This window comes from Mucilaginibacter sp. SG538B (assembly GCF_013376065.1).
GTDB classification, from domain to species: Bacteria; Bacteroidota; Bacteroidia; order Sphingobacteriales; family Sphingobacteriaceae; genus Mucilaginibacter; species Mucilaginibacter rubeus.
This window is the reverse complement of sequence record NZ_JABMJI010000002.1, coordinates 446106-463096: the sequence shown is the minus strand read 5'-3', so window position 1 is coordinate 463096 and position 16991 is coordinate 446106. Positions and strand designations below refer to the sequence as shown.

General features: G+C 42.3%; 17 protein-coding genes and 1 pseudogene. 8 read left to right on the top strand and 10 right to left on the bottom strand.

Annotation, left to right across the window (positions count from 1 at the left end):
- The first annotated feature begins 61 nt into the window (after positions 1-61).
- Entirely contained in the window at positions 62-892 is an 831-nt protein-coding gene (locus FHW88_RS11415) for a sterol desaturase family protein (protein ID WP_176625485.1), read from the top strand.
- Here FHW88_RS11415 and FHW88_RS11410 read toward each other — a convergent pair.
- The gene (locus FHW88_RS11410; RefSeq protein ID WP_090530833.1) at positions 882-1271 is read right to left on the bottom strand and encodes a hypothetical protein; all 390 of its coding nucleotides are present in this window, start codon (positions 1269-1271) and stop codon (positions 882-884) included. The two genes, FHW88_RS11415 and FHW88_RS11410, sit on opposite strands and share 11 nt — an antisense overlap.
- Positions 1272-1422: 151 nt before the next feature.
- Here FHW88_RS11410 and frr point away from each other — a divergent pair, with 151 nt between their 5' ends.
- The gene (gene frr / locus FHW88_RS11405; protein ID WP_090530830.1) at positions 1423-1986 is read left to right on the top strand and encodes a ribosome recycling factor; all 564 of its coding nucleotides are present in this window, start codon (positions 1423-1425) and stop codon (positions 1984-1986) included.
- 73 nt (positions 1987-2059) lie between these two features.
- Positions 2060-3820 (top strand): ABC transporter ATP-binding protein, encoded by a 1761-nt coding sequence (locus tag FHW88_RS11400; RefSeq protein ID WP_176625483.1) that lies wholly within the window; start codon positions 2060-2062, stop codon positions 3818-3820.
- Positions 3821-3992: 172 nt separating this feature from the next.
- On the opposite strand, the gene FHW88_RS11395 is transcribed toward FHW88_RS11400, so the two are convergent.
- The 3 genes from FHW88_RS11395 to FHW88_RS11385 are packed head-to-tail and all read right to left on the bottom strand — an operon-like array spanning position 3993 to position 7190.
- Positions 3993-4727: a LytR/AlgR family response regulator transcription factor gene (locus FHW88_RS11395; protein WP_090530824.1), complete on the bottom strand. Its 735-nt coding sequence runs from the start codon at positions 4725-4727 to the stop codon at positions 3993-3995.
- A gap of 54 nt (positions 4728-4781) precedes the next feature.
- Entirely contained in the window at positions 4782-6116 is a 1335-nt protein-coding gene (locus tag FHW88_RS11390) for a DUF1080 domain-containing protein (RefSeq protein ID WP_176625481.1), read from the bottom strand.
- 18 nt (positions 6117-6134) lie between these two features.
- Positions 6135-7190 carry a sensor histidine kinase gene (locus FHW88_RS11385; RefSeq protein WP_090530821.1) on the bottom strand — a complete coding sequence of 352 codons (1056 nt, stop codon included), beginning with the start codon at positions 7188-7190 and terminating at the stop codon, positions 6135-6137.
- A gap of 241 nt (positions 7191-7431) precedes the next feature.
- Between FHW88_RS11385 and FHW88_RS11380 the strand changes: the two genes are divergently transcribed.
- From FHW88_RS11380 to FHW88_RS11370, 3 genes are read left to right on the top strand one after another with little or no spacing between them, the layout of a single operon-like run.
- Entirely contained in the window at positions 7432-7644 is a 213-nt protein-coding gene (locus tag FHW88_RS11380; RefSeq protein WP_090530816.1) for a hypothetical protein, read from the top strand.
- Positions 7638-8537 carry an ABC transporter ATP-binding protein gene (locus tag FHW88_RS11375; RefSeq protein ID WP_090530812.1) on the top strand — a complete coding sequence of 300 codons (900 nt, stop codon included), beginning with the start codon at positions 7638-7640 and terminating at the stop codon, positions 8535-8537. The genes FHW88_RS11380 and FHW88_RS11375 overlap by 7 nt, the downstream gene beginning before the upstream one ends.
- Positions 8538-8540: 3 nt before the next feature.
- Positions 8541-9341: an ABC transporter permease gene (locus FHW88_RS11370; RefSeq protein WP_090530810.1), complete on the top strand. Its 801-nt coding sequence runs from the start codon at positions 8541-8543 to the stop codon at positions 9339-9341.
- Between the two features lie 28 nt (positions 9342-9369).
- On the opposite strand, the pseudogene FHW88_RS11365 reads toward FHW88_RS11370, so the two are convergent.
- From FHW88_RS11365 to FHW88_RS11345, 5 genes and pseudogenes are all read right to left on the bottom strand, one after another.
- Positions 9370-9687: pseudogene (locus FHW88_RS11365) on the bottom strand (RES family NAD+ phosphorylase); the annotation flags it as partial.
- Between the two features lie 109 nt (positions 9688-9796).
- Positions 9797-10204, bottom strand: coding sequence for an antitoxin Xre/MbcA/ParS toxin-binding domain-containing protein (locus FHW88_RS11360; RefSeq protein ID WP_090530807.1), 408 nt, complete (start codon positions 10202-10204; stop codon positions 9797-9799).
- 56 nt (positions 10205-10260) lie between these two features.
- Entirely contained in the window at positions 10261-10983 is a 723-nt protein-coding gene (locus FHW88_RS11355) for an SGNH/GDSL hydrolase family protein (RefSeq protein ID WP_217633173.1), read from the bottom strand.
- A complete protein-coding gene (gene lipB, locus FHW88_RS11350) occupies positions 10983-11738 on the bottom strand; it encodes a lipoyl(octanoyl) transferase LipB (protein WP_090530804.1) in 756 nt (251 codons plus the stop codon). Before lipB ends, FHW88_RS11355 begins: the two co-directional genes overlap by 1 nt.
- Positions 11738-12379 carry a 4'-phosphopantetheinyl transferase family protein gene (locus FHW88_RS11345; RefSeq protein ID WP_090530799.1) on the bottom strand — a complete coding sequence of 214 codons (642 nt, stop codon included), beginning with the start codon at positions 12377-12379 and terminating at the stop codon, positions 11738-11740. The genes lipB and FHW88_RS11345 overlap by 1 nt, the downstream gene beginning before the upstream one ends.
- Before the next feature lie 211 nt (positions 12380-12590).
- Between FHW88_RS11345 and dcd the strand changes: the two genes are divergently transcribed.
- The gene (gene dcd / locus FHW88_RS11340; protein WP_090530796.1) at positions 12591-13127 is read left to right on the top strand and encodes a dCTP deaminase; all 537 of its coding nucleotides are present in this window, start codon (positions 12591-12593) and stop codon (positions 13125-13127) included.
- Between the two features lie 145 nt (positions 13128-13272).
- On the top strand, positions 13273-15990 hold the full coding sequence (locus FHW88_RS11335) for a TonB-dependent receptor (protein ID WP_176625479.1): 2718 nt from the start codon (positions 13273-13275) through the stop codon (positions 15988-15990).
- 91 nt (positions 15991-16081) lie between these two features.
- Here FHW88_RS11335 and FHW88_RS11330 read toward each other — a convergent pair whose 3' ends face one another.
- Positions 16082-16942 carry a hypothetical protein gene (locus FHW88_RS11330; protein ID WP_176625477.1) on the bottom strand — a complete coding sequence of 287 codons (861 nt, stop codon included), beginning with the start codon at positions 16940-16942 and terminating at the stop codon, positions 16082-16084.
- Positions 16943-16991 lie beyond the last annotated feature (49 nt).

Genomic DNA, 16991 nt, shown 5'->3' with positions numbered 1-16991 from the left:
CTCTCTAAGCTAATAAAGGATTGCTATATTGTGAATCAAAATAATCAGTGTTAAATTAACAATGCCACTGCAACCCTCCATCGATAAAATAACAGAAATCTCCCGGGTCCTGCTTTCGATAGCAGGGCGTTACCTGGTATTTGCCGGGGCATTATACTTGTTTTTTTACGTGTGGAGAAGACGAACATATTGGTATTCAAAAATTCAGCAACGCTATCCCGAAAGCAAGCATATCCGTCGCGAAATCGTTTATTCGTTTTTTACTATACTGATATTTGGTGCGGTGATCCTGTTGGTGATCTACGCCAGTAAGCAGCATTTAACAAGGATCTATCCAAACATCAGCGATAAAGGATATGTTTATTATTTTTTGAGTATAGGGCTGATGATCCTGATGCACGACACCTACTTTTACTGGACACACAGGGCTATGCACTGGAAGCCTTTGTTTAAGCTGATGCATAAAACGCATCATTTGTCAACTAATCCGACACCATTTGCCGCTTATGCTTTCCATCCGCTGGAAGCCGTAGTGGAGATTGGGATTGTACCGCTTATCGCCTTTACTATTCCCTATCACGGCACAGCGCTTACTATATTTTCTTTGTATTCGTTGCTATTAAACGTGACCGGTCATCTGGGCTATGAGCTTTTTCCCCAGGGGTTTACTACGCATAAACTGTTTAAATGGCACAATACTTCAACGCATCATAATATGCACCACCGATTAGTTAAATGCAATTATGGTTTATATTTCAATATATGGGACAGGCTGATGGGCACTAATCACCCCGATTATGAAAAGAGCTTTGAACAGGTGGTTGAAAAGCGCGAAAAAGTGAAGTGTAAAGGAGACCAGGGACTATTGTCAGACGAACTGGCTACGGAGTAACTTTTTCCTTTTTTACCCCGGCAGTATCCGGATTAACAACATCTATTCTTTTAATGAGCATATGGTATTTTATCCCGGGTTCGTCAGTTTTAACAATCGGCATGTTGTCGTTTGGGTAAGTTTTAACAATCGGCATCCGGCTGTAAACGGGCTCATCTGCAATAAGTTCGTGGGTGTTCAGTAGTGTATTGTTATGATTAAAAAAAACGTTTGGGGGAAGCGTTGGGATAAGTTTAGACAGATTAGTATCAGCCTTTAATGGTTTCAAGTTAAATAGCTTATCGGCAGCGTTATTGTTTTTAGGTGCCTTATTGAGGTTTTGTGCTTTAAGCTGGCCTGCACAGGCTATGATAGCAGCAAGGATTAAGGTTTTTTTCATGGTGATATTATTTTATACTAATATACCTATCATTCAATAATATTTAAATGTTAAATAATGTTATTAAATGTTAAATGCTTTTGAATTGAACCCAAATACCAAAGCCATAAACTGATAGATTTTATTACTTTTGTGGAAAATTTAAAAACCGATGAGCGAACTCATTAAAAAACAAGTGAACGATGCAAAGGCCTTGATGGAAAAGGCCATTGACCATGCAGATAGCGAATTAAATAAAATACGTGCAGGTAAGGCAAGCCCTTCATTACTTGACGATATCAGGGTTGATTACTATGGTACCCCAACACCACTAAGCCAGATAGGTAGTGTTAACACCCCTGATGCCCGTACCATTGTTGTTCAGCCATGGGAAAAATCATTGTTAAACCCTATTGAAAAAGCCATTAAAGAAGCTAATTTAGGTGTTAACCCTCAAAACGATGGTATCATTATCCGTATTAATGTACCGCCGCTTACCGAAGAGCGCCGCCGTGATTTGGTTAAAAAAGCTAAAGCCGAGGCTGAGACCGGTAAGGTGGCTGTTCGTAACATCCGTAAAGATGCTAACGAAAAGATCAAAAAATTAAAATCAGAAGGTGTTTCTGAAGACGAAATAAAGACAGGCGAAGCTGAAGTTCAAAAACTTACTGATGCTTATATTGCTAAAGTTGATCAGCTTTCAGAAGCTAAAGAAAAAGATATCATGACGGTTTAATATTAACCTTGTGTCAAATTAAAAGGGAATGAGCTACTTAGCCATTCCCTTTTTTTATGTTTGCCGTTGAAACATGAATGTATTAATCTCTTACTTAAAAAAACACCGCTGGATAGTTGTATTTGCACTTTTCCTGGCGGCGATGAATATAGGCTTCTCACTGCTCGACCCATGGATAACCGGGCGTATTGTTGACCGTGTTATTGAACAACGCAGTAAGCTACAATATGACGCATACCTTAACCAGGTGCTGATGCTGGTTGGCGCTGCTATTGGTGTTGCCATGATATCGCGTATAGCTAAAAACTTCCAGGATTATTTTACCAATATCATTACCCAAAAGGTAGGCGCTGAGATGTATGCCGATGGTTTAAAGCACTCGCTTGAGTTGCCCTACCAGGTATTTGAAGACCAGCGAAGCGGCGAAACTTTGGGCATATTGCAAAAGGTACGTTTAGATTGCGAAAAGTTTATCACCTCTTTTATCGGGATCCTTTTTGTGTCGCTCATCGGGATGGTATTTGTTATCGTTTACTCGGTGAGCGTGAGCTATAAGGTTACCCTGGTATATTTCGCCGCGATACCCATCATCACTTTTGTGAGTATGGCCATGAGCCGGAGAATTAAGAAAATCCAAAAGACAATTGTGGCCGAAACAACAGCGCTGGCAGGTTCAACAACCGAATCGCTAAGGAATATCGAGCTTGTAAAAAGTTTGGGCCTGGCAAAACAGGAAATAGCACGGTTGAATAATACTACCTACAAAATTCTCGACCTGGAACTGAAAAAAGTGAAGTATGTACGCAGCATGAGCTTTGTACAGGGTACTACCGTAAACTTTGTGCGCAGTGTGATGGTGGTGGTTCTGCTGATGCTCATTTTTAAAAGCACTATCTCTCCGGGCCAATATTTCAGTTTTTTATTTTACTCATTCTTTTTATTTAACCCATTGCAGGAGTTAGGCAATGTAATCCTTTCCTGGCGTGAGGCTGAGGTTTCCCTTGGTAACTTTAACCGGATATTGAGTATTCCTATTGATAAAAAGCCCGAAAAACCTGTATTGCTTGAAAAAGTGAATACCTTAACATTTAATGACGTTAGCTTTAAACACTTAACCGCAAATCGTAACGCGCTTAACCATATCAGCTTTGAAACCAATTCGGGCGAGACGATCGCTTTTGTTGGTCCTTCCGGTTCGGGCAAAACTACGCTCGTTAAATTATTGGTTGGTTTATATCAGCCTTTGCAGGGCGATATTTTATACAACGGCACATTAAGTAAAGAAATCGACCTTGATCAGCTGCGCGAAAAAATAGGCTTCGTAACCCAGGATACGCAACTATTTTCGGGTACCATCCGTGAAAACCTGCAGTTTGTACGCCCGGATGCTACCGATGAGGAATGTATGGATGTGCTGCAGCGTGCCGCATGCCAAACCCTGCTGGCCCGGGCCGATAAAGGTTTAAGCACTGTAATTGGCGAAGGTGGTGTAAAAGTATCTGGCGGTGAAAAACAACGCCTGTCAATAGCCCGTGCTTTATTACGCCGGCCGGATATCCTGGTATTTGACGAAGCTACGTCATCCCTTGATTCTATCACTGAGGAGGAGATCACCGAAACTATCCGTAACGTATCTGAAAAAGAGAACCATATTACTATCCTCATCGCTCACCGGCTATCAACCATTATGCATGCTGATAGTATTTACGTATTGGAGAAAGGCCGTATTATTGAATCGGGCAAGCATGCCGATCTCATTTCCCAGAAAGGGTTATATTATGCTATGTGGAGGCAACAGATAGGGGAAAAGGATACGGTAGACGCACTGGATTAAAAGCACAAAAAGCAGATTGATATTAGGAAATCCAGACTTACGAAGTTTCAAAAACTTCGTAAGTCTTCTACGTTTTTGCTATTTGCCCGTAACAGCTTCTATATACTAATGTCATTTTTCCTTCAATATTTATTGAGTTTAAAACCGCATTAGCAATCCCAAATACCCAAGTTTAAATATTTTTATTCTCAATCATCCTGAAAAACTCATCGCGATAAGTATCGCCTACAGGGATGATCTTGTCGCCGATCTGGATGCGGCTCCGTTCAATACTGTCTATTTTATTGAGGGCTACAATGTATGATTTATGTACACGTACAAAATGTTTCTCGGGCAGCGCATCTTCCATCTTTTTCATGCCCTGCAGGGTAATAATCCGCTCGGCAGAGGTGAAAATGCTTATATAATCCTTTAAACCCTCAATAAACATAATATCATGCAGGTATACCTTCTGGATCTTATGTTCGGTTTTTACAAAGATAAAATCGGTTGAAAAATCATCCTGCTGCACGGGTTCGGCCTGCATCACTACCTGTGGTTTGGCTGCAACCGGCTGGATAATGCTTTGTGCTTTTTGTACCGATTTAAAAAAGCGATCAAATGCGATAGGCTTTAACAGGTAATCAACTACATCAAGCTCATAGCCTTCAAGCGCGTACTGCGGGTAGGCTGTAGTTAAAATAACCTTGGCTTTGCCGTTGGCGATCTTCAAAAATTGAATGCCGGTAAGCTCGGGCATCTGAACATCTAAAAACACAAGGTCAGCTTCGGCGGCCTGCACCATGGTAAGCGCTTCGATGGGGTTGGTTGTAGCTTTAACCAATTGCAAAAAAGGCATCTTGGAAATATAATCTTCCAAAATATGCAGCGCCAAAGGCTCATCGTCAACTACCAAACATCTGATCATAGCGTAAAAATAATGTAATAATGGTTATTCTAAATTTTTTAATGTGCTGTTTTGTTATAACGGCGTCAATTCAACAGATTTATACCAGATTTCGGCGCCTTCCGATTGTAAAAGGATGCGACCGTGCGATAATGAGGCTATTCCCCAGTTCACCAAATGTCCGTTAACATAATGTTCAATCTGGTTGCCATTGCAAATGATTTCGATGGTGTTCCACTCGCCGCGCGGATTTTCAAAATTGGCGGTGCGGTAAACACGCTGCTGGTCCCACTCAATGGCCGATTTATTGGGCGTAACCACATTAGTATGTTGTACGCACCAAATATCGCCGCAATCACCTTCCTGGATCTGGCATTCTATCGATCTTGGCCATACGATATCTTTATCCCCCTCTCCAAAATGATATAAAATACCTGCATCGCGTACGCCCTTTTCGCGTGGGTGATATTGCTTGCTCCCCCATTTAAATACTACTTTCAGGTAATAATTATCGTACGATTTTTTGGTGGCCATATAACCAAAATACTTGCCCATTACATGCACCATGCCATTTTCAATGGCAAAGTTGTTATGTACATCATTATCCTTGCCTAAAGTATCCAGGTAGGTATACCAACCCTTTTTATCCTTGCCGTTTAACAATTTTTGAACCCCAATCTCCCTGATCCAGATATTGCGGAACGATACCGGAAACTCATGCTCCTGCAGCAACAAGGGTAAGGCGAAGGCGTGTTTTTGATATTTGGGCTGACCAACATGCGCCACTGTTCCTTTTATAGCTACATGGTTTTGTACCAGTATGCCATTGTGTAATACGGTAATGTAAGCCGGTGTTTTAACAGAGCTGTCGATATTAAAGCGTGGGGCGGTATAAATGATATCATACTTTTGCCACTGGCCTGGTTTAAGCGAGGCATTTACCTGCGGCAGGTATTGTTTATAAACAGAACCGGCCTGCCCGTTTGAGTAGGTACGGTTTTTATAACTGTCGAGGATCTGCAGTTCGTAGCGGCTTTGCATAATTACGCCGCTGTTGCCACGCTCCTGTCCTTCGCCTTTAACAACAGCCGGGGTGCGCCATTCAATATGCAGCTGGCAATCGGCAAAGTTTTGTTTGGTGATGATAGAGCCGCTGCCCGGCTTAACGGTTACAATACCGTCCTTTACTATCCAGCCCGGTTTGTTACCTTTCTGATCTGTCCATTTGTCCAAATTTTTGCCATCAAACAAAATAATAGCATCAGATGGCGGCTTGTTGCCGGCGCCCGGTAAAACTACTTCAGGCTCAGGGTCCCAAACTTCGGTTGCTTTAGGATCGGTTTGTGCAGATGCGGTAATGGCCGATGCTGCAAGAAACAGGGTTGGGAGCAATTTTTTCAAACAGGTCATGGTTATAATGGGTTATAACTATAAATCTATTGATAATTCGCAGGTGTAAGTATATTCTTCATCCCTTATTTTTAAAGAGTACCTGTTGGGGTAAAGCAGGTTGAGCCGGCGCTGCACATTTATCAAGCCAATTCCACCTACAGCATCACGGTTATTGTTATGTTTTTTATTTTGGATGTAGAAATGCAGTTTACCATCCGCCACGTTAATAAGTAGCTTTATAGGTGAGTTGATATCATTTGCAACGCCATGCTTAAAAGCGTTTTCGATAAAAGCGATCAGTAGCAAAGGTTCTATTTTTTGATCGGTGATATTGCCATCTACCTTAAAATCAATAAAGGCCTTACTGCCAAAGCGGATCTTTTGCAGGTCGATATAGTTTTGAAGGTATTGAAGTTCTTTGCTCAGATCAACCTTGTTATCGTTACATTCATACAGCATATAACGCATAATTTCCGAAAGCTTTAAAATAGCCTCGGGGGTAGTTTCTGAGCGCTGATAGGCCAGTGAATAAATACTGTTTAAGGAGTTAAATAAAAAATGCGGGTTGATCTGCGATTTCAGAAAAGCCAGCTCGGCAATAAGGCGCTGATTTTCCAGGTCGCGCTGGATGCGTTCATTCAGGAACCAGTCTGTACTGAATTTTAGTGCAGTGCTCAAAAATACAAATATAAGGCTGGTAAAAATACTGCTGTAGAAATAAGTAGCAAAACTGGTGACATGACCTTTTTGATGCACCAGTACAATATCTTTAAATAAAAGCCCCACGCCGTATTTGGCTACGCCGTAAACTATGATGCTTGTAAGCACAAAGGTGGCGTATTGCCAGTAGCGTTTTTTATTTAGAAATTTAGGTATAAAAACCAGGTAGTTAAGATAAAATAAGCTGATATTAATAGTAGGATAAAGCAAAAAAATCACTAGTAACTCCTTGGTACTAAGCATGGCATCATTAAGCCGGGCCAAAAAAACAAAAAAGGATATAATGGCCGCCCAGAAAAACAGGTGCCAAAAAATTATCCAGGCGGTTTTTATTCCGGTTCTGGATTTAGGTAATGGTAATGAAGCCTCCATTCGCTGTTTTTAAATCCCTTTTATGTTTAGGGGTGTGGCATCTAATTTAATATTTTGATAATGATATCGGCCTGTTATTTATATATAGCGGCCCATTTTTTCGATGAACTGGCTTTTATTATCGATGAACTGGTTAAAAGGTGCATAAAAGCGTTCATCTATAAACAAAGTGTGTTGGTCTAAATGATTTTAGCAGGTTATTTTTTTAATATTCCTTTGTTGTATAAAATCACCACTCACAATGAAAACGCTTATCAAAAATTCAAATCCTTTTATCATGTTATTGATCCCGGTAATGTTTGCCCTTATTTTGGGTGTAAGCTACCAGTTCGAGCAAAAAAAGGAAACAGCAATAATTGGCCGCACAGCAGTACATGCTACCTCATTGTTTCACAAAGGTTTTGTAATGGTTAAAACTGTTTGCTCAATAGCAAAAAACAATAACATATGGTAATTACTACCGAAGGCCTTTCCTTCACCTTTGGTAAGCAGCAGGTAGTTAATTCACTGGCGCTGCAAGTTCCGGAAGGAAGTATATATGGTTTTCTCGGTCCCAACGGCGCCGGGAAAACCACTACCATCAAACTCCTGCTTAACCTGTTAAAACCCGATGCAGGTAACATCCACATTTTTGAGCAGGATATCAAAACAAACCGCATCAGCATACTTTCGCAAATAGGTTCGCTTATCGAACAGCCTGCTTTATACCAACACTTAACCGGGAGGGAAAATTTATTGAACAGGGCCTTATTATTGCAGGTGCCTGCCCAGCGCGTTGAAGATATGCTTGACCTGGTACAGCTAACCGCCGCCGCCAATAAAAAGGCCGGGCAATATTCATTAGGGATGAAGCAGCGCCTCGGTATTGCGCTGGCCCTGCTGGCCGATCCTAAATTGTTGATTTTGGATGAGCCAACCAACGGCCTCGACCCAAACGGTATCATCGAGATCCGCGAGCTTTTGAAAAAGCTTGTTGCCCAACATGGCAAAACTGTTTTTATATCAAGCCATTTGCTTGGTGAGATTGAACGGATGGCCACGCATGTGGGCATTATAAATAACGGCGCAATGCTTTTTCAGGGCAGTGTTGCCGACCTGCAGGCCATCAGCAAACCACTGGTGCGCGTTGATGCCGAAAATACCGTTGACGCCGCCAACCTTTTAACCCGCCACCATATTAATGTTACCGAAGTAACCGACGAGCATTTACTGGTACCCTACATCTCCAAACAGCAAATGGGCGAGATCAACGCACTGCTCAATAAAAACGGGCAAACGGTTTACAGCATCAGTAAACAACAAAAGGACCTGGAAAAACTATTTTTAGATATCACCCAAAGCGCCTAAGCCATGAAAGGATTTATACTGTCATTCCGTTCGGAGTTTTACAAAAGCCGTAAAACGCTTGGTTTCTGGGCCTCTGTAATGCTTCCTTTATTTATAGGGGTTTTGCTGTTCGTGGGATTTTATACCAAAAGTGAAAAGTTGGTGTCAATGCCGCCGATGATGCTTTGGCTACAGTTTGCTGGTGCTATTTTGGGTATCATGGGCTCATTGGTGCTGCCAATGTATATCATATTTATAGCATACTCCGTAAACAGTATCGAACACCGGGCCGATACCTGGAAAACCTTGTTTAATCTGCCAATCCCCCGCTGGTCGGTTTATGCGGCTAAATTTTTTTATGCGGTTTTCCTTGTATTTCTTTGTCTTGCATTGTTTGTGCTGTTTACCATTGGTTTCGGCAATTTGTTAAGCATCGTAAAGCCAGAGTTACGGTTCGATAATTTCCACATGGAGAAAGAACTGGCACAGATCTATTTTAAATTGTTTTTATCATCATTAGGGATCCTCTCCATTCAGTTTTTACTCAGTTTATTTTGGGCCGATTTTTTAAAGCCGATGGGGATTGGTTTTATATGTACTATAGCCGGTGTTGTAGCTGCTTCAAAAGGCTGGGAATATAGCTACCTGTTTCCATATGCACACCCCATGGCCGCCATCAGCAGCATGCTGAAAAATAATCATGGTGATCCTGCTAACCAGTTACAGATAGATGTTTTCACTAAAGATGTATTTGTAAGTATGGCTATAGCAGTTGTAGTATTTGTGGCAGGATATTTTATTGTGCAGCGTAAGAGCGTGAAGTAGATGTTAGTGATTAGAGGCTGGAGGTTAGTTAATCCTCGATATTAATAATTTTTACGGCTTTAAAATCGGAGTGTAAAGGGTTGAGCAGGTAGTTAAAATCGCCGGTAACAGTGGCGGATGGTACCTGGAGCGCTAAATATTTGTTGGCTTTCACAAAGCTTTCCTCAATTTGCTGTGTTGCTTTGATCAGGGGGTTACTATTCCACTTTTCGGGCAACTGATCAATGTCAGGCTTAAAAATATCTGCATTATCAGGCAGCTCAATAGTCGCCATAAAATAATCAGCAGGCATAAATCCAAACGGTGTATGTACAGCAACTTCAAGTACTGCCAATGCGCGTGACGAAGAGGTATAAACTACAGCAGTTCCTTTACTGTTCCAGCGCCCGCCGTTTAGTTCAGCCCCCTGCCGCTCAAGTCATGAATGTAAGCCTGCTTACTTAAGCGATAAACGATCATGCAAGTATGCCATGTTCAATGCGCCCCAACTCATCGCGGATCATATTGATCCCAAAGGCTGTATCCAAAAGTTCTTTAGGCTTTACTCCGCCCAGGGGGATGCTTTTATAATCCATCCAGGCGTAAAAATTATTTTCATCGCCAAAAACCTCAATACCCCTTTTATAGAGTAATTCAATCATGATTATCTTTTCAGAATATATGGGATCAAAGGTTTTGTTTTCCTTTTTATAACGTTGAATAGTTCGCTCGGAAAGATGAAGGTACGAAGCCCAGTCATCAATATTAAAATGGATATGATTTGATAATTTGGTAAGATAAGGAAATGATATGCCCTCCCTTACCATGAAGGTTAAATTAACCTCATCATCATCAAGAAATTTATAGGGTTTTGGAGTACTCATGGCCTTTATTGTAAATTGACCATAGATTTACGACAATTGTCGTCGAAAAGCAAATCTTATTTTTTAGCAAAAATAGCCCTTACTGCCGCCTTCAGTTTATCAACCCACATTCCATACATTTTACCGGATGGATGCAAACCATCATCAGCCAATAAGGTAAGATCATTGGCGGCCAGTTTGGAGATCCCTGTTATTTCAACATAATTAACCTTTGCATTAGCACTTATTTTACGGTTAATATCATTGAACTGATCTATCTCAGGGCCGATAGCGGCATCCTGCCCTTGAGCAAAAGGTGTAACACCATAGTCGGGGATAGACAGCACAAACACATGCTCGCTGATACCCTCAGCAAATTTGATGGCCGTATTTAAAACCTGCTCAAACTTAACGCGGTAATTTTCCTGGCTTAAGCCATCATATTGATCATTTACACCTATCAGCAGTGTGACTACATCATAAGTATTGCTTTTGATGCTGCTTTGATCAATAGCTTCAATGAGTTGATCGGTTGTCCAGCCGGTGCGGGCTATGATAGTCGGCGTATTTACTTTGAGGCCTTGTAACTGGTTAGCCAGTTGATTAGGAAATGCCTGTTCAGGGGGCACAGACTGGCCTATGGTATATGAATCGCCGAGGGCAAGGTATGTTAGGGTATCCTGTATCACGGTAACTGGTTTTGGCGGGGGATTATTATAGCTAACCGGCGCCGGTGTGTTTTTGCCTGCACAGGCCGATAATGTAATTGCTGTGAGTAAACTGAAAATTATTCCCTTCATTATAATATCTCCATACCAAAAAGTACGGAAATATGGTGTTTAAGGATTTTTTTTACTTCATTAATATCAACCTCATACCCAAGTTCCTGCTGCATGGAGGTAACAGCCTTATCGTCAATACCGCAGGGCACTATGTTTTTAAAATAGCTCAGATCGGTATTTACATTAAGCGCGAGGCCATGCATGGTTACCCAGCGACTGCAGCGTACGCCCATGGCGCATATTTTACGGGCTTTGTCATTATCGGCATCAAACCATACGCCGGTATAACCTTCATAACGACCGGCCTGCAAGCCAAAATCGGCGAGGGTAAGGATCACTGCTTCTTCCAGCGTACGCAGGTACAGGTGTATATCAGTAAAAAAATTATCAAGGTCCAGTATCGGGTATGAAACAATTTGCCCCGGCCCATGATAGGTAATATCACCGCCCCTGTTTATCGGGTAATAAACAGCCTGCTTTTCTTTCAAGCCTGCCTCATCTAACAATAGATGCTCGGGCTTGCCGCTTTTACCCAGGGTATACACGTGCGGGTGCTCGCAAAATACCAGATAGTTAAAAGTTTCGTCGGCTTCGATAGTATCGTAGGCTACAGCAGTCCCTGCGTTTTTAGCAGCTGCTTCGTAAGCCGTTTCACGATTACGGTTGTCTATTTTAGTTTTAACCGTTTCACTAAAAAGGGTTTCCTGTTTATCCCAGGCCTGCTGATAATCAACCAGGCCCCAATCCTGAAAAAATACTTTCTTGTTTTTCATTACTCGCCCTTTACGTACCCTATCATATAATCTTCATATTGCAGATAGCCTACTGTATAATCAATGGTGGTATCTTTTTTATTCAATTGCGCATTCACCACGCCATGATGCTCAAACTGGAAAGGCTCCAAAAAAATGTTATCGGCAAATGAAACCTCTTTTTGCCCGTTACATTTATAAACAGCCTCCTTGGCGCACCAGCAAACATATAGTTGTTCAATTTTTTGCGGGCCATTTATAAATTTCAACTCTTCCTTACGCATAAACTTGTTGGCAATGCGCTCAACTTTTTGCTTAATCTGCTCAATATCAATCCCAACCTTATATGTTTTGCTGATCATCACAGCGGCATAATCAAACGAATGGCTTAAGGAGATGTGGTAAGGGAGGTTTACCAGGTAAGGCTTGCCATGCTCATCAACTTTACAATCAATATACTCATCGGTACGGAGCATTTTACGCAGCAGCACGCGGGTACCCAGCCAGTGCAGGTGGCGCTTGCCATTGCTCAGGCTTTCTACAAAATCCTTTTCCTGCTGATCAAGTTGCAATTGGCTGTACAGGTCTGTAGCCTCCTCCTCGATACGCCAGAGTGCAAACTCAGTGTCATCATCAATACGCTGCCTGTATGCTATCGCCATAAAAGTAAAATTGCAAAATAGGTTGCAAACATATGTCAAAAAAAATTAAATAATATCAGCGCAGCTACATATTCGTAATCGGCTGAACCTTATCAGGTTTAGGAATTGTTTCTGCGCTATCTGAACGCATTTCACCGGTCAATATTGTTTATAAAAGCCGGCGCCGATTAGGCTAATTTTCATAATTTAGCGCCAGCAATAACCTGCCTGTATGATACTATCTGATAAGCGCATCCTCGAAGAAATTGAACAAGGCCATATTATTATTGAACCATTTAACCGCGAATACCTGGGCACTAACTCGTACGACGTTCATTTGGGCAAATATTTAGCTACTTACCGTAGCCGGGTGCTTGATGCCAAAGTTCATAATGAGATAGATGGCTTTGAAATTCCGAAGGATGGCTTTGTGCTTCAGCCCAATACCCTTTACCTGGGCGTAACGATGGAGTACACCGAAACACACCGGCATGTTCCGTTTTTAGAGGGCAAATCAAGCACAGGGCGTTTAGGTATCGATATTCACGCAACAGCGGGTAAAGGTGATGTTGGTTTCTGCAATACCTGGACACTTGAAATTTCATGTGCCCAGCCGGTGCGCATTTACGCCGGTATGCCCATTGGCCAGCTTATTTATTTTGTAGTTGAGGGCGAGATTGAAACACTGTACAACAGTAAGGCCAACGCCAAATACAACAATCCTACTACACGTCCTGTTGAAAGCATGATGTGGAAGAATAAGTGGTAGGTTTAAGCCACAAGTCTTAAGTCGGGAGTCTTAAGTACCAAGTAGAAAATATAAGTCAAACTTTCGACTAAAGACTTCGAACTTCAGACTTAATATGACTTGGTACTTTTTTTGCGTATCTTGGTAGTTCAAGATTTATCTTTCTATGAACCTAAAACGCCTATCGGTTGGAATCCTGATCACCTTAATTGCCGGTGCTACCTTAGCTTTTATAAAACCCGACGATGAACTGGTAACAAAAATCATTGCCCAGCTTGATAAATGGCGCACCGATCATCCGCAGGAAAAAGTTTACCTGCACTTTGATAAGCCCTATTATGCCATTGGCGAGGATATCTGGTTTAAAGCCTATGTTACTATAGGCAGTGAGCATAAGCTTTCGGCTTATAGCGAAACCCTGAATGTTGACCTTATTGATGATAACGATTCGGTAAAACGCAGCCTTAAACTGCCGTTAACAGCCGGCCTCGCCGCGGGCGATTTTGCCCTGGCCGATAGCATGACTGAAGGAAATTACCGCATCCGCGCTTATACCAACTGGATGCGAAACGAAGGCGAAGCTTATTTCTTCAATAAAACCATCACTGTGGTAAATGGCATCAGCAACAAGGTTTTCACCAAAACAGCCTATAGCTACAGTACCTTAAATGGTAAACCAAAGGTGACTGCCGTAATTACCTATACCGACCTGAATGGTGTAGCCTACGTTAATAAACCAGTAAGCTATGAAGTTGAAATAAACGGAAAATCAATCTCCCGGGGGAAAGGTATAACTGATGATAAAGGGAACCTAACAGCCGGTTTTACTACTAATCAGGCCGTTGCAATAACATCCGGCCATATTAATACCGAAGTGAAGCTTGATGAAAAACATACTGTTGCGAAAGCCGTGCCCATAAAAACGCTATCAAATAAGGTTGATGTTCAGTTTTTCCCGGAGAGCGGAAGTTTAATTAATGGTGTTTTTGAAAAGGTAGCTTTTAAAGCCGTTGGAGCCGATGGAGTAGGGGTTGATATTAAAGGCTTTATTGCCGACGATCAAAACAACCAGGTTGCGCCATTGGGCGATAGCCATTTTGGCATGGGTACTATAACCTTTGAGCCTGAAAGTGGTAAAACTTATAAAGCGCACATTACTTATGCCGATGGCTCTGAAGGTGTTTTTGATTTGCCCAAGGCAGTTGATAATGGCTATGTATTAAGTGTCAACAGCATGCGCGACGACAAGGTATTTGTATCCATCATCCCTGGTAAAAACACCGGTAACGGTACAGCCTCATTATCGGGTTTAACGCTGATAGCGCAATCGGGCGGTGAGCTTTGTTATGCAGGCAAAAGTAAGGATGGGGCAACATCCTTTTCGGCTGCCATCCCTAAAAATAAATTCCCATCGGGCATTATACAGTTCACGCTGTTTTCGGCAACCGGTGAGCCTTTGAACGAGCGCCTCATCTTTGTTCAAAACTCAGATCAGCTTAAGCTTGCCGTTAGTTCCGAAAAACAGAACTATAAACCCCGCGAAAAAGTTACTATTAATCTCAACGCTAAAAACAGTGAGAATAAACCCGTTGTGGGTAGTTTTTCGGCATCGGTTATTGATGAATCAAAAGTTACTACTGATGAAGCAAATGAAAGTTCTATATTTTCAACACTGCTGCTCACCTCCGATCTGAAAGGGTATATTGAAAAACCGAACTATTACTTTACTAATGTAAGTAACGAAACCAAGGACAACCTTGATGCACTGATGCTTACCCAGGGCTACCATCGCTTTGAATGGAAACAGCTGCTTGCCGATAAATTTACCCCCATAGTCTTCAAGCCCGAAAAATCATTGGAGGTAACAGGCCATCTTAAAACTTTTGGGGGCAAACCGGTACCAAACGGCAAAGTCACCCTTTTTTCAACATCGGGAGGTACTTTTATTATGGATACCGTGGCTGATGCCGAAGGTAAGTTTACTTTTAAAGATCTTGTTTTTAGAGACAGTATCAAATTTGTGATCCAAGCACGTACTGCTAAAGACCGCAAAAATCTCGATATCACGCTTGACAACGTAACCCCGCAACCCGTTGGGCCTAATAAAAACGCACCCGATATCCAGGTCAACATCAACGATGGCGCATCGGCCTACCTTTTAAACAGTAAGAAGCTTTATGACGAACAGGTAAAATACGGTATTGGCAACCACACTATCGTATTAAAGGAAGTAGTGATCCGCGAGAAACGGGAAAACCCTTTTAAAAATTCGGCCAACCTTAACGGGCCGGGCAATGCCGACCAAACACTTACCAGTAAAGACCTGATGTATGGCGGAGGCCAGCTTTCTCAAATCTTACAAGGCCGGCTAACAGGTGTAATATTCCGCGGTGGTATCCCCTATTCAACCCGCAGTCCGGGTAACCCGATGCAAATTATACTTGATGGAACCTATGTGGGAAGCGATTTCCTGGATAACTTAAATGTAAACGATATTGCCACTATTGAATCTTTACGAAGTATTGGCAATACGGCAATTTATGGATCAAGGGGAGCTGGCGGCCTTTTGGTTATTACAACCAAGCGCGGCGGTGAAAGTGTTTACAATAGATACGCGCCGGGCATTGTAACCTATGCTCCTAAGGGATATTATAAAGCGCGCGAATTTTATTCGCCTAAATATGATGATCCTAAAACCAATGCCCAAATGCAGGACCTTCGCAGCACCATTTACTGGGCACCAGGCTTGTTAACAGATAAGGACGGCAATACATCGATGAATTTTTTTAACGCCGATGCAAAGGGCACGTACCGGGTAATAATTGAAGGTATTGATGTTGATGGCAATTTAGGAAGGCAGGTTTACAGATATAAGGTGGAATGATATTAAGCCGGAAGCCCGAAGTCGGTAAGTCCGAAAGATTTAAGCAATGCTAATGTTTATCTCTTTCGGACTTTATTTTTGGCGAGCAAACTTATTTACTGCTCAAATAATACTTCTCCCAAAAATCAACAGATTTTGACATCTCGCCTGAACCGCCCGCCGCACCACGGCCTGCGCCGCCTCCCATGCCACCGCGACTGCCTCTTCCACCACGGCCACCACCGCCGCCCATTCCACCTCGTCCGCCGCGACCACCACCGCCGTCAAAGCTGCCACCGTCTTGCTCGCCCCCACCTGTGCCTGCCGGTCGCTGGAAACCGTTGATCTTAAAATTAAAAGCCCACTCATTTTTAAAAGCATCGTTACCGGCGTGGAAAAAGCTTAAGGGTATGGCCGCTTCATAAACCAAATCGCCATTCGCATCGTAATTTATGGCTGTTTTAATGCCGTAGGTGTTTGATGTGGTGATCATATCGCCATCAATATCCTTAAACCCAACAACCTTAATATATCGCAGCTTAGTTATCCGCTCGCGCATCAGCTCGTCACGGTCGGCCTGGGTAATTTCGCCGTTATCATCTTTTGGCCTGGCAAACTCCGGCTTTTCATCCGGGGCTGCCAACGGAAAAGTAAGCATAAAACTATCTTTCTTTTTCCCTTTAGGATCAATGCTTATTGTAATCCCTGCATTTAATACTTTCATCTTATCAAGCCTGTCGCTAATGCGGATAGCGGCATACAGGTAATCCTTATCATTGGCCAGCGCGTAGTTCAGCCTCTTCTCTTCGTTGTAATAACGCAGGCTGTCGCCCCATTCTTTCAGATCGCCATCAATGTTAATATTAGCGGGCGGGCCCTGTAAGCTGTTTTTAGTACTTTGGGCCGATGAATGATGAGCTGCCAAAAGTTGTGCAGTTAATGCTAAAACAAAAGCCGGGGATGCTTTTTTCATGTGAAGTTTTTTAGGGGTTTTATGTAACATGATTTTTAAGACCATGGAA

Coding starts and splice junctions, on each gene's coding strand:
- FHW88_RS11395 (WP_090530824.1), bottom strand. CDS start 4,727: ATGATCAGATGTTTGGTAGTTGACGATGAGCCTTTGGCGCTGCATATT.
- FHW88_RS11330 (WP_176625477.1), bottom strand. CDS start 16,942: ATGAAAAAAGCATCCCCGGCTTTTGTTTTAGCATTAACTGCACAACTT.
- FHW88_RS11355 (WP_217633173.1), bottom strand. CDS start 10,983: ATGAAGGGAATAATTTTCAGTTTACTCACAGCAATTACATTATCGGCC.
- lipB (WP_090530804.1), bottom strand. CDS start 11,738: ATGAAAAACAAGAAAGTATTTTTTCAGGATTGGGGCCTGGTTGATTAT.
- FHW88_RS11385 (WP_090530821.1), bottom strand. CDS start 7,190: ATGGAGGCTTCATTACCATTACCTAAATCCAGAACCGGAATAAAAACC.
- FHW88_RS11335 (WP_176625479.1), top strand. CDS start 13,273: ATGAACCTAAAACGCCTATCGGTTGGAATCCTGATCACCTTAATTGCC.
- FHW88_RS11400 (WP_176625483.1), top strand. CDS start 2,060: ATGAATGTATTAATCTCTTACTTAAAAAAACACCGCTGGATAGTTGTA.
- FHW88_RS11410 (WP_090530833.1), bottom strand. CDS start 1,271: ATGAAAAAAACCTTAATCCTTGCTGCTATCATAGCCTGTGCAGGCCAG.
- FHW88_RS11345 (WP_090530799.1), bottom strand. CDS start 12,379: ATGGCGATAGCATACAGGCAGCGTATTGATGATGACACTGAGTTTGCA.
- dcd (WP_090530796.1), top strand. CDS start 12,591: ATGATACTATCTGATAAGCGCATCCTCGAAGAAATTGAACAAGGCCAT.
- FHW88_RS11390 (WP_176625481.1), bottom strand. CDS start 6,116: ATGACCTGTTTGAAAAAATTGCTCCCAACCCTGTTTCTTGCAGCATCG.
- FHW88_RS11415 (WP_176625485.1), top strand. CDS start 62: ATGCCACTGCAACCCTCCATCGATAAAATAACAGAAATCTCCCGGGTC.
- FHW88_RS11380 (WP_090530816.1), top strand. CDS start 7,432: ATGAAAACGCTTATCAAAAATTCAAATCCTTTTATCATGTTATTGATC.
- FHW88_RS11375 (WP_090530812.1), top strand. CDS start 7,638: ATGGTAATTACTACCGAAGGCCTTTCCTTCACCTTTGGTAAGCAGCAG.
- frr (WP_090530830.1), top strand. CDS start 1,423: ATGAGCGAACTCATTAAAAAACAAGTGAACGATGCAAAGGCCTTGATG.
- FHW88_RS11370 (WP_090530810.1), top strand. CDS start 8,541: ATGAAAGGATTTATACTGTCATTCCGTTCGGAGTTTTACAAAAGCCGT.
- FHW88_RS11360 (WP_090530807.1), bottom strand. CDS start 10,204: ATGAGTACTCCAAAACCCTATAAATTTCTTGATGATGATGAGGTTAAT.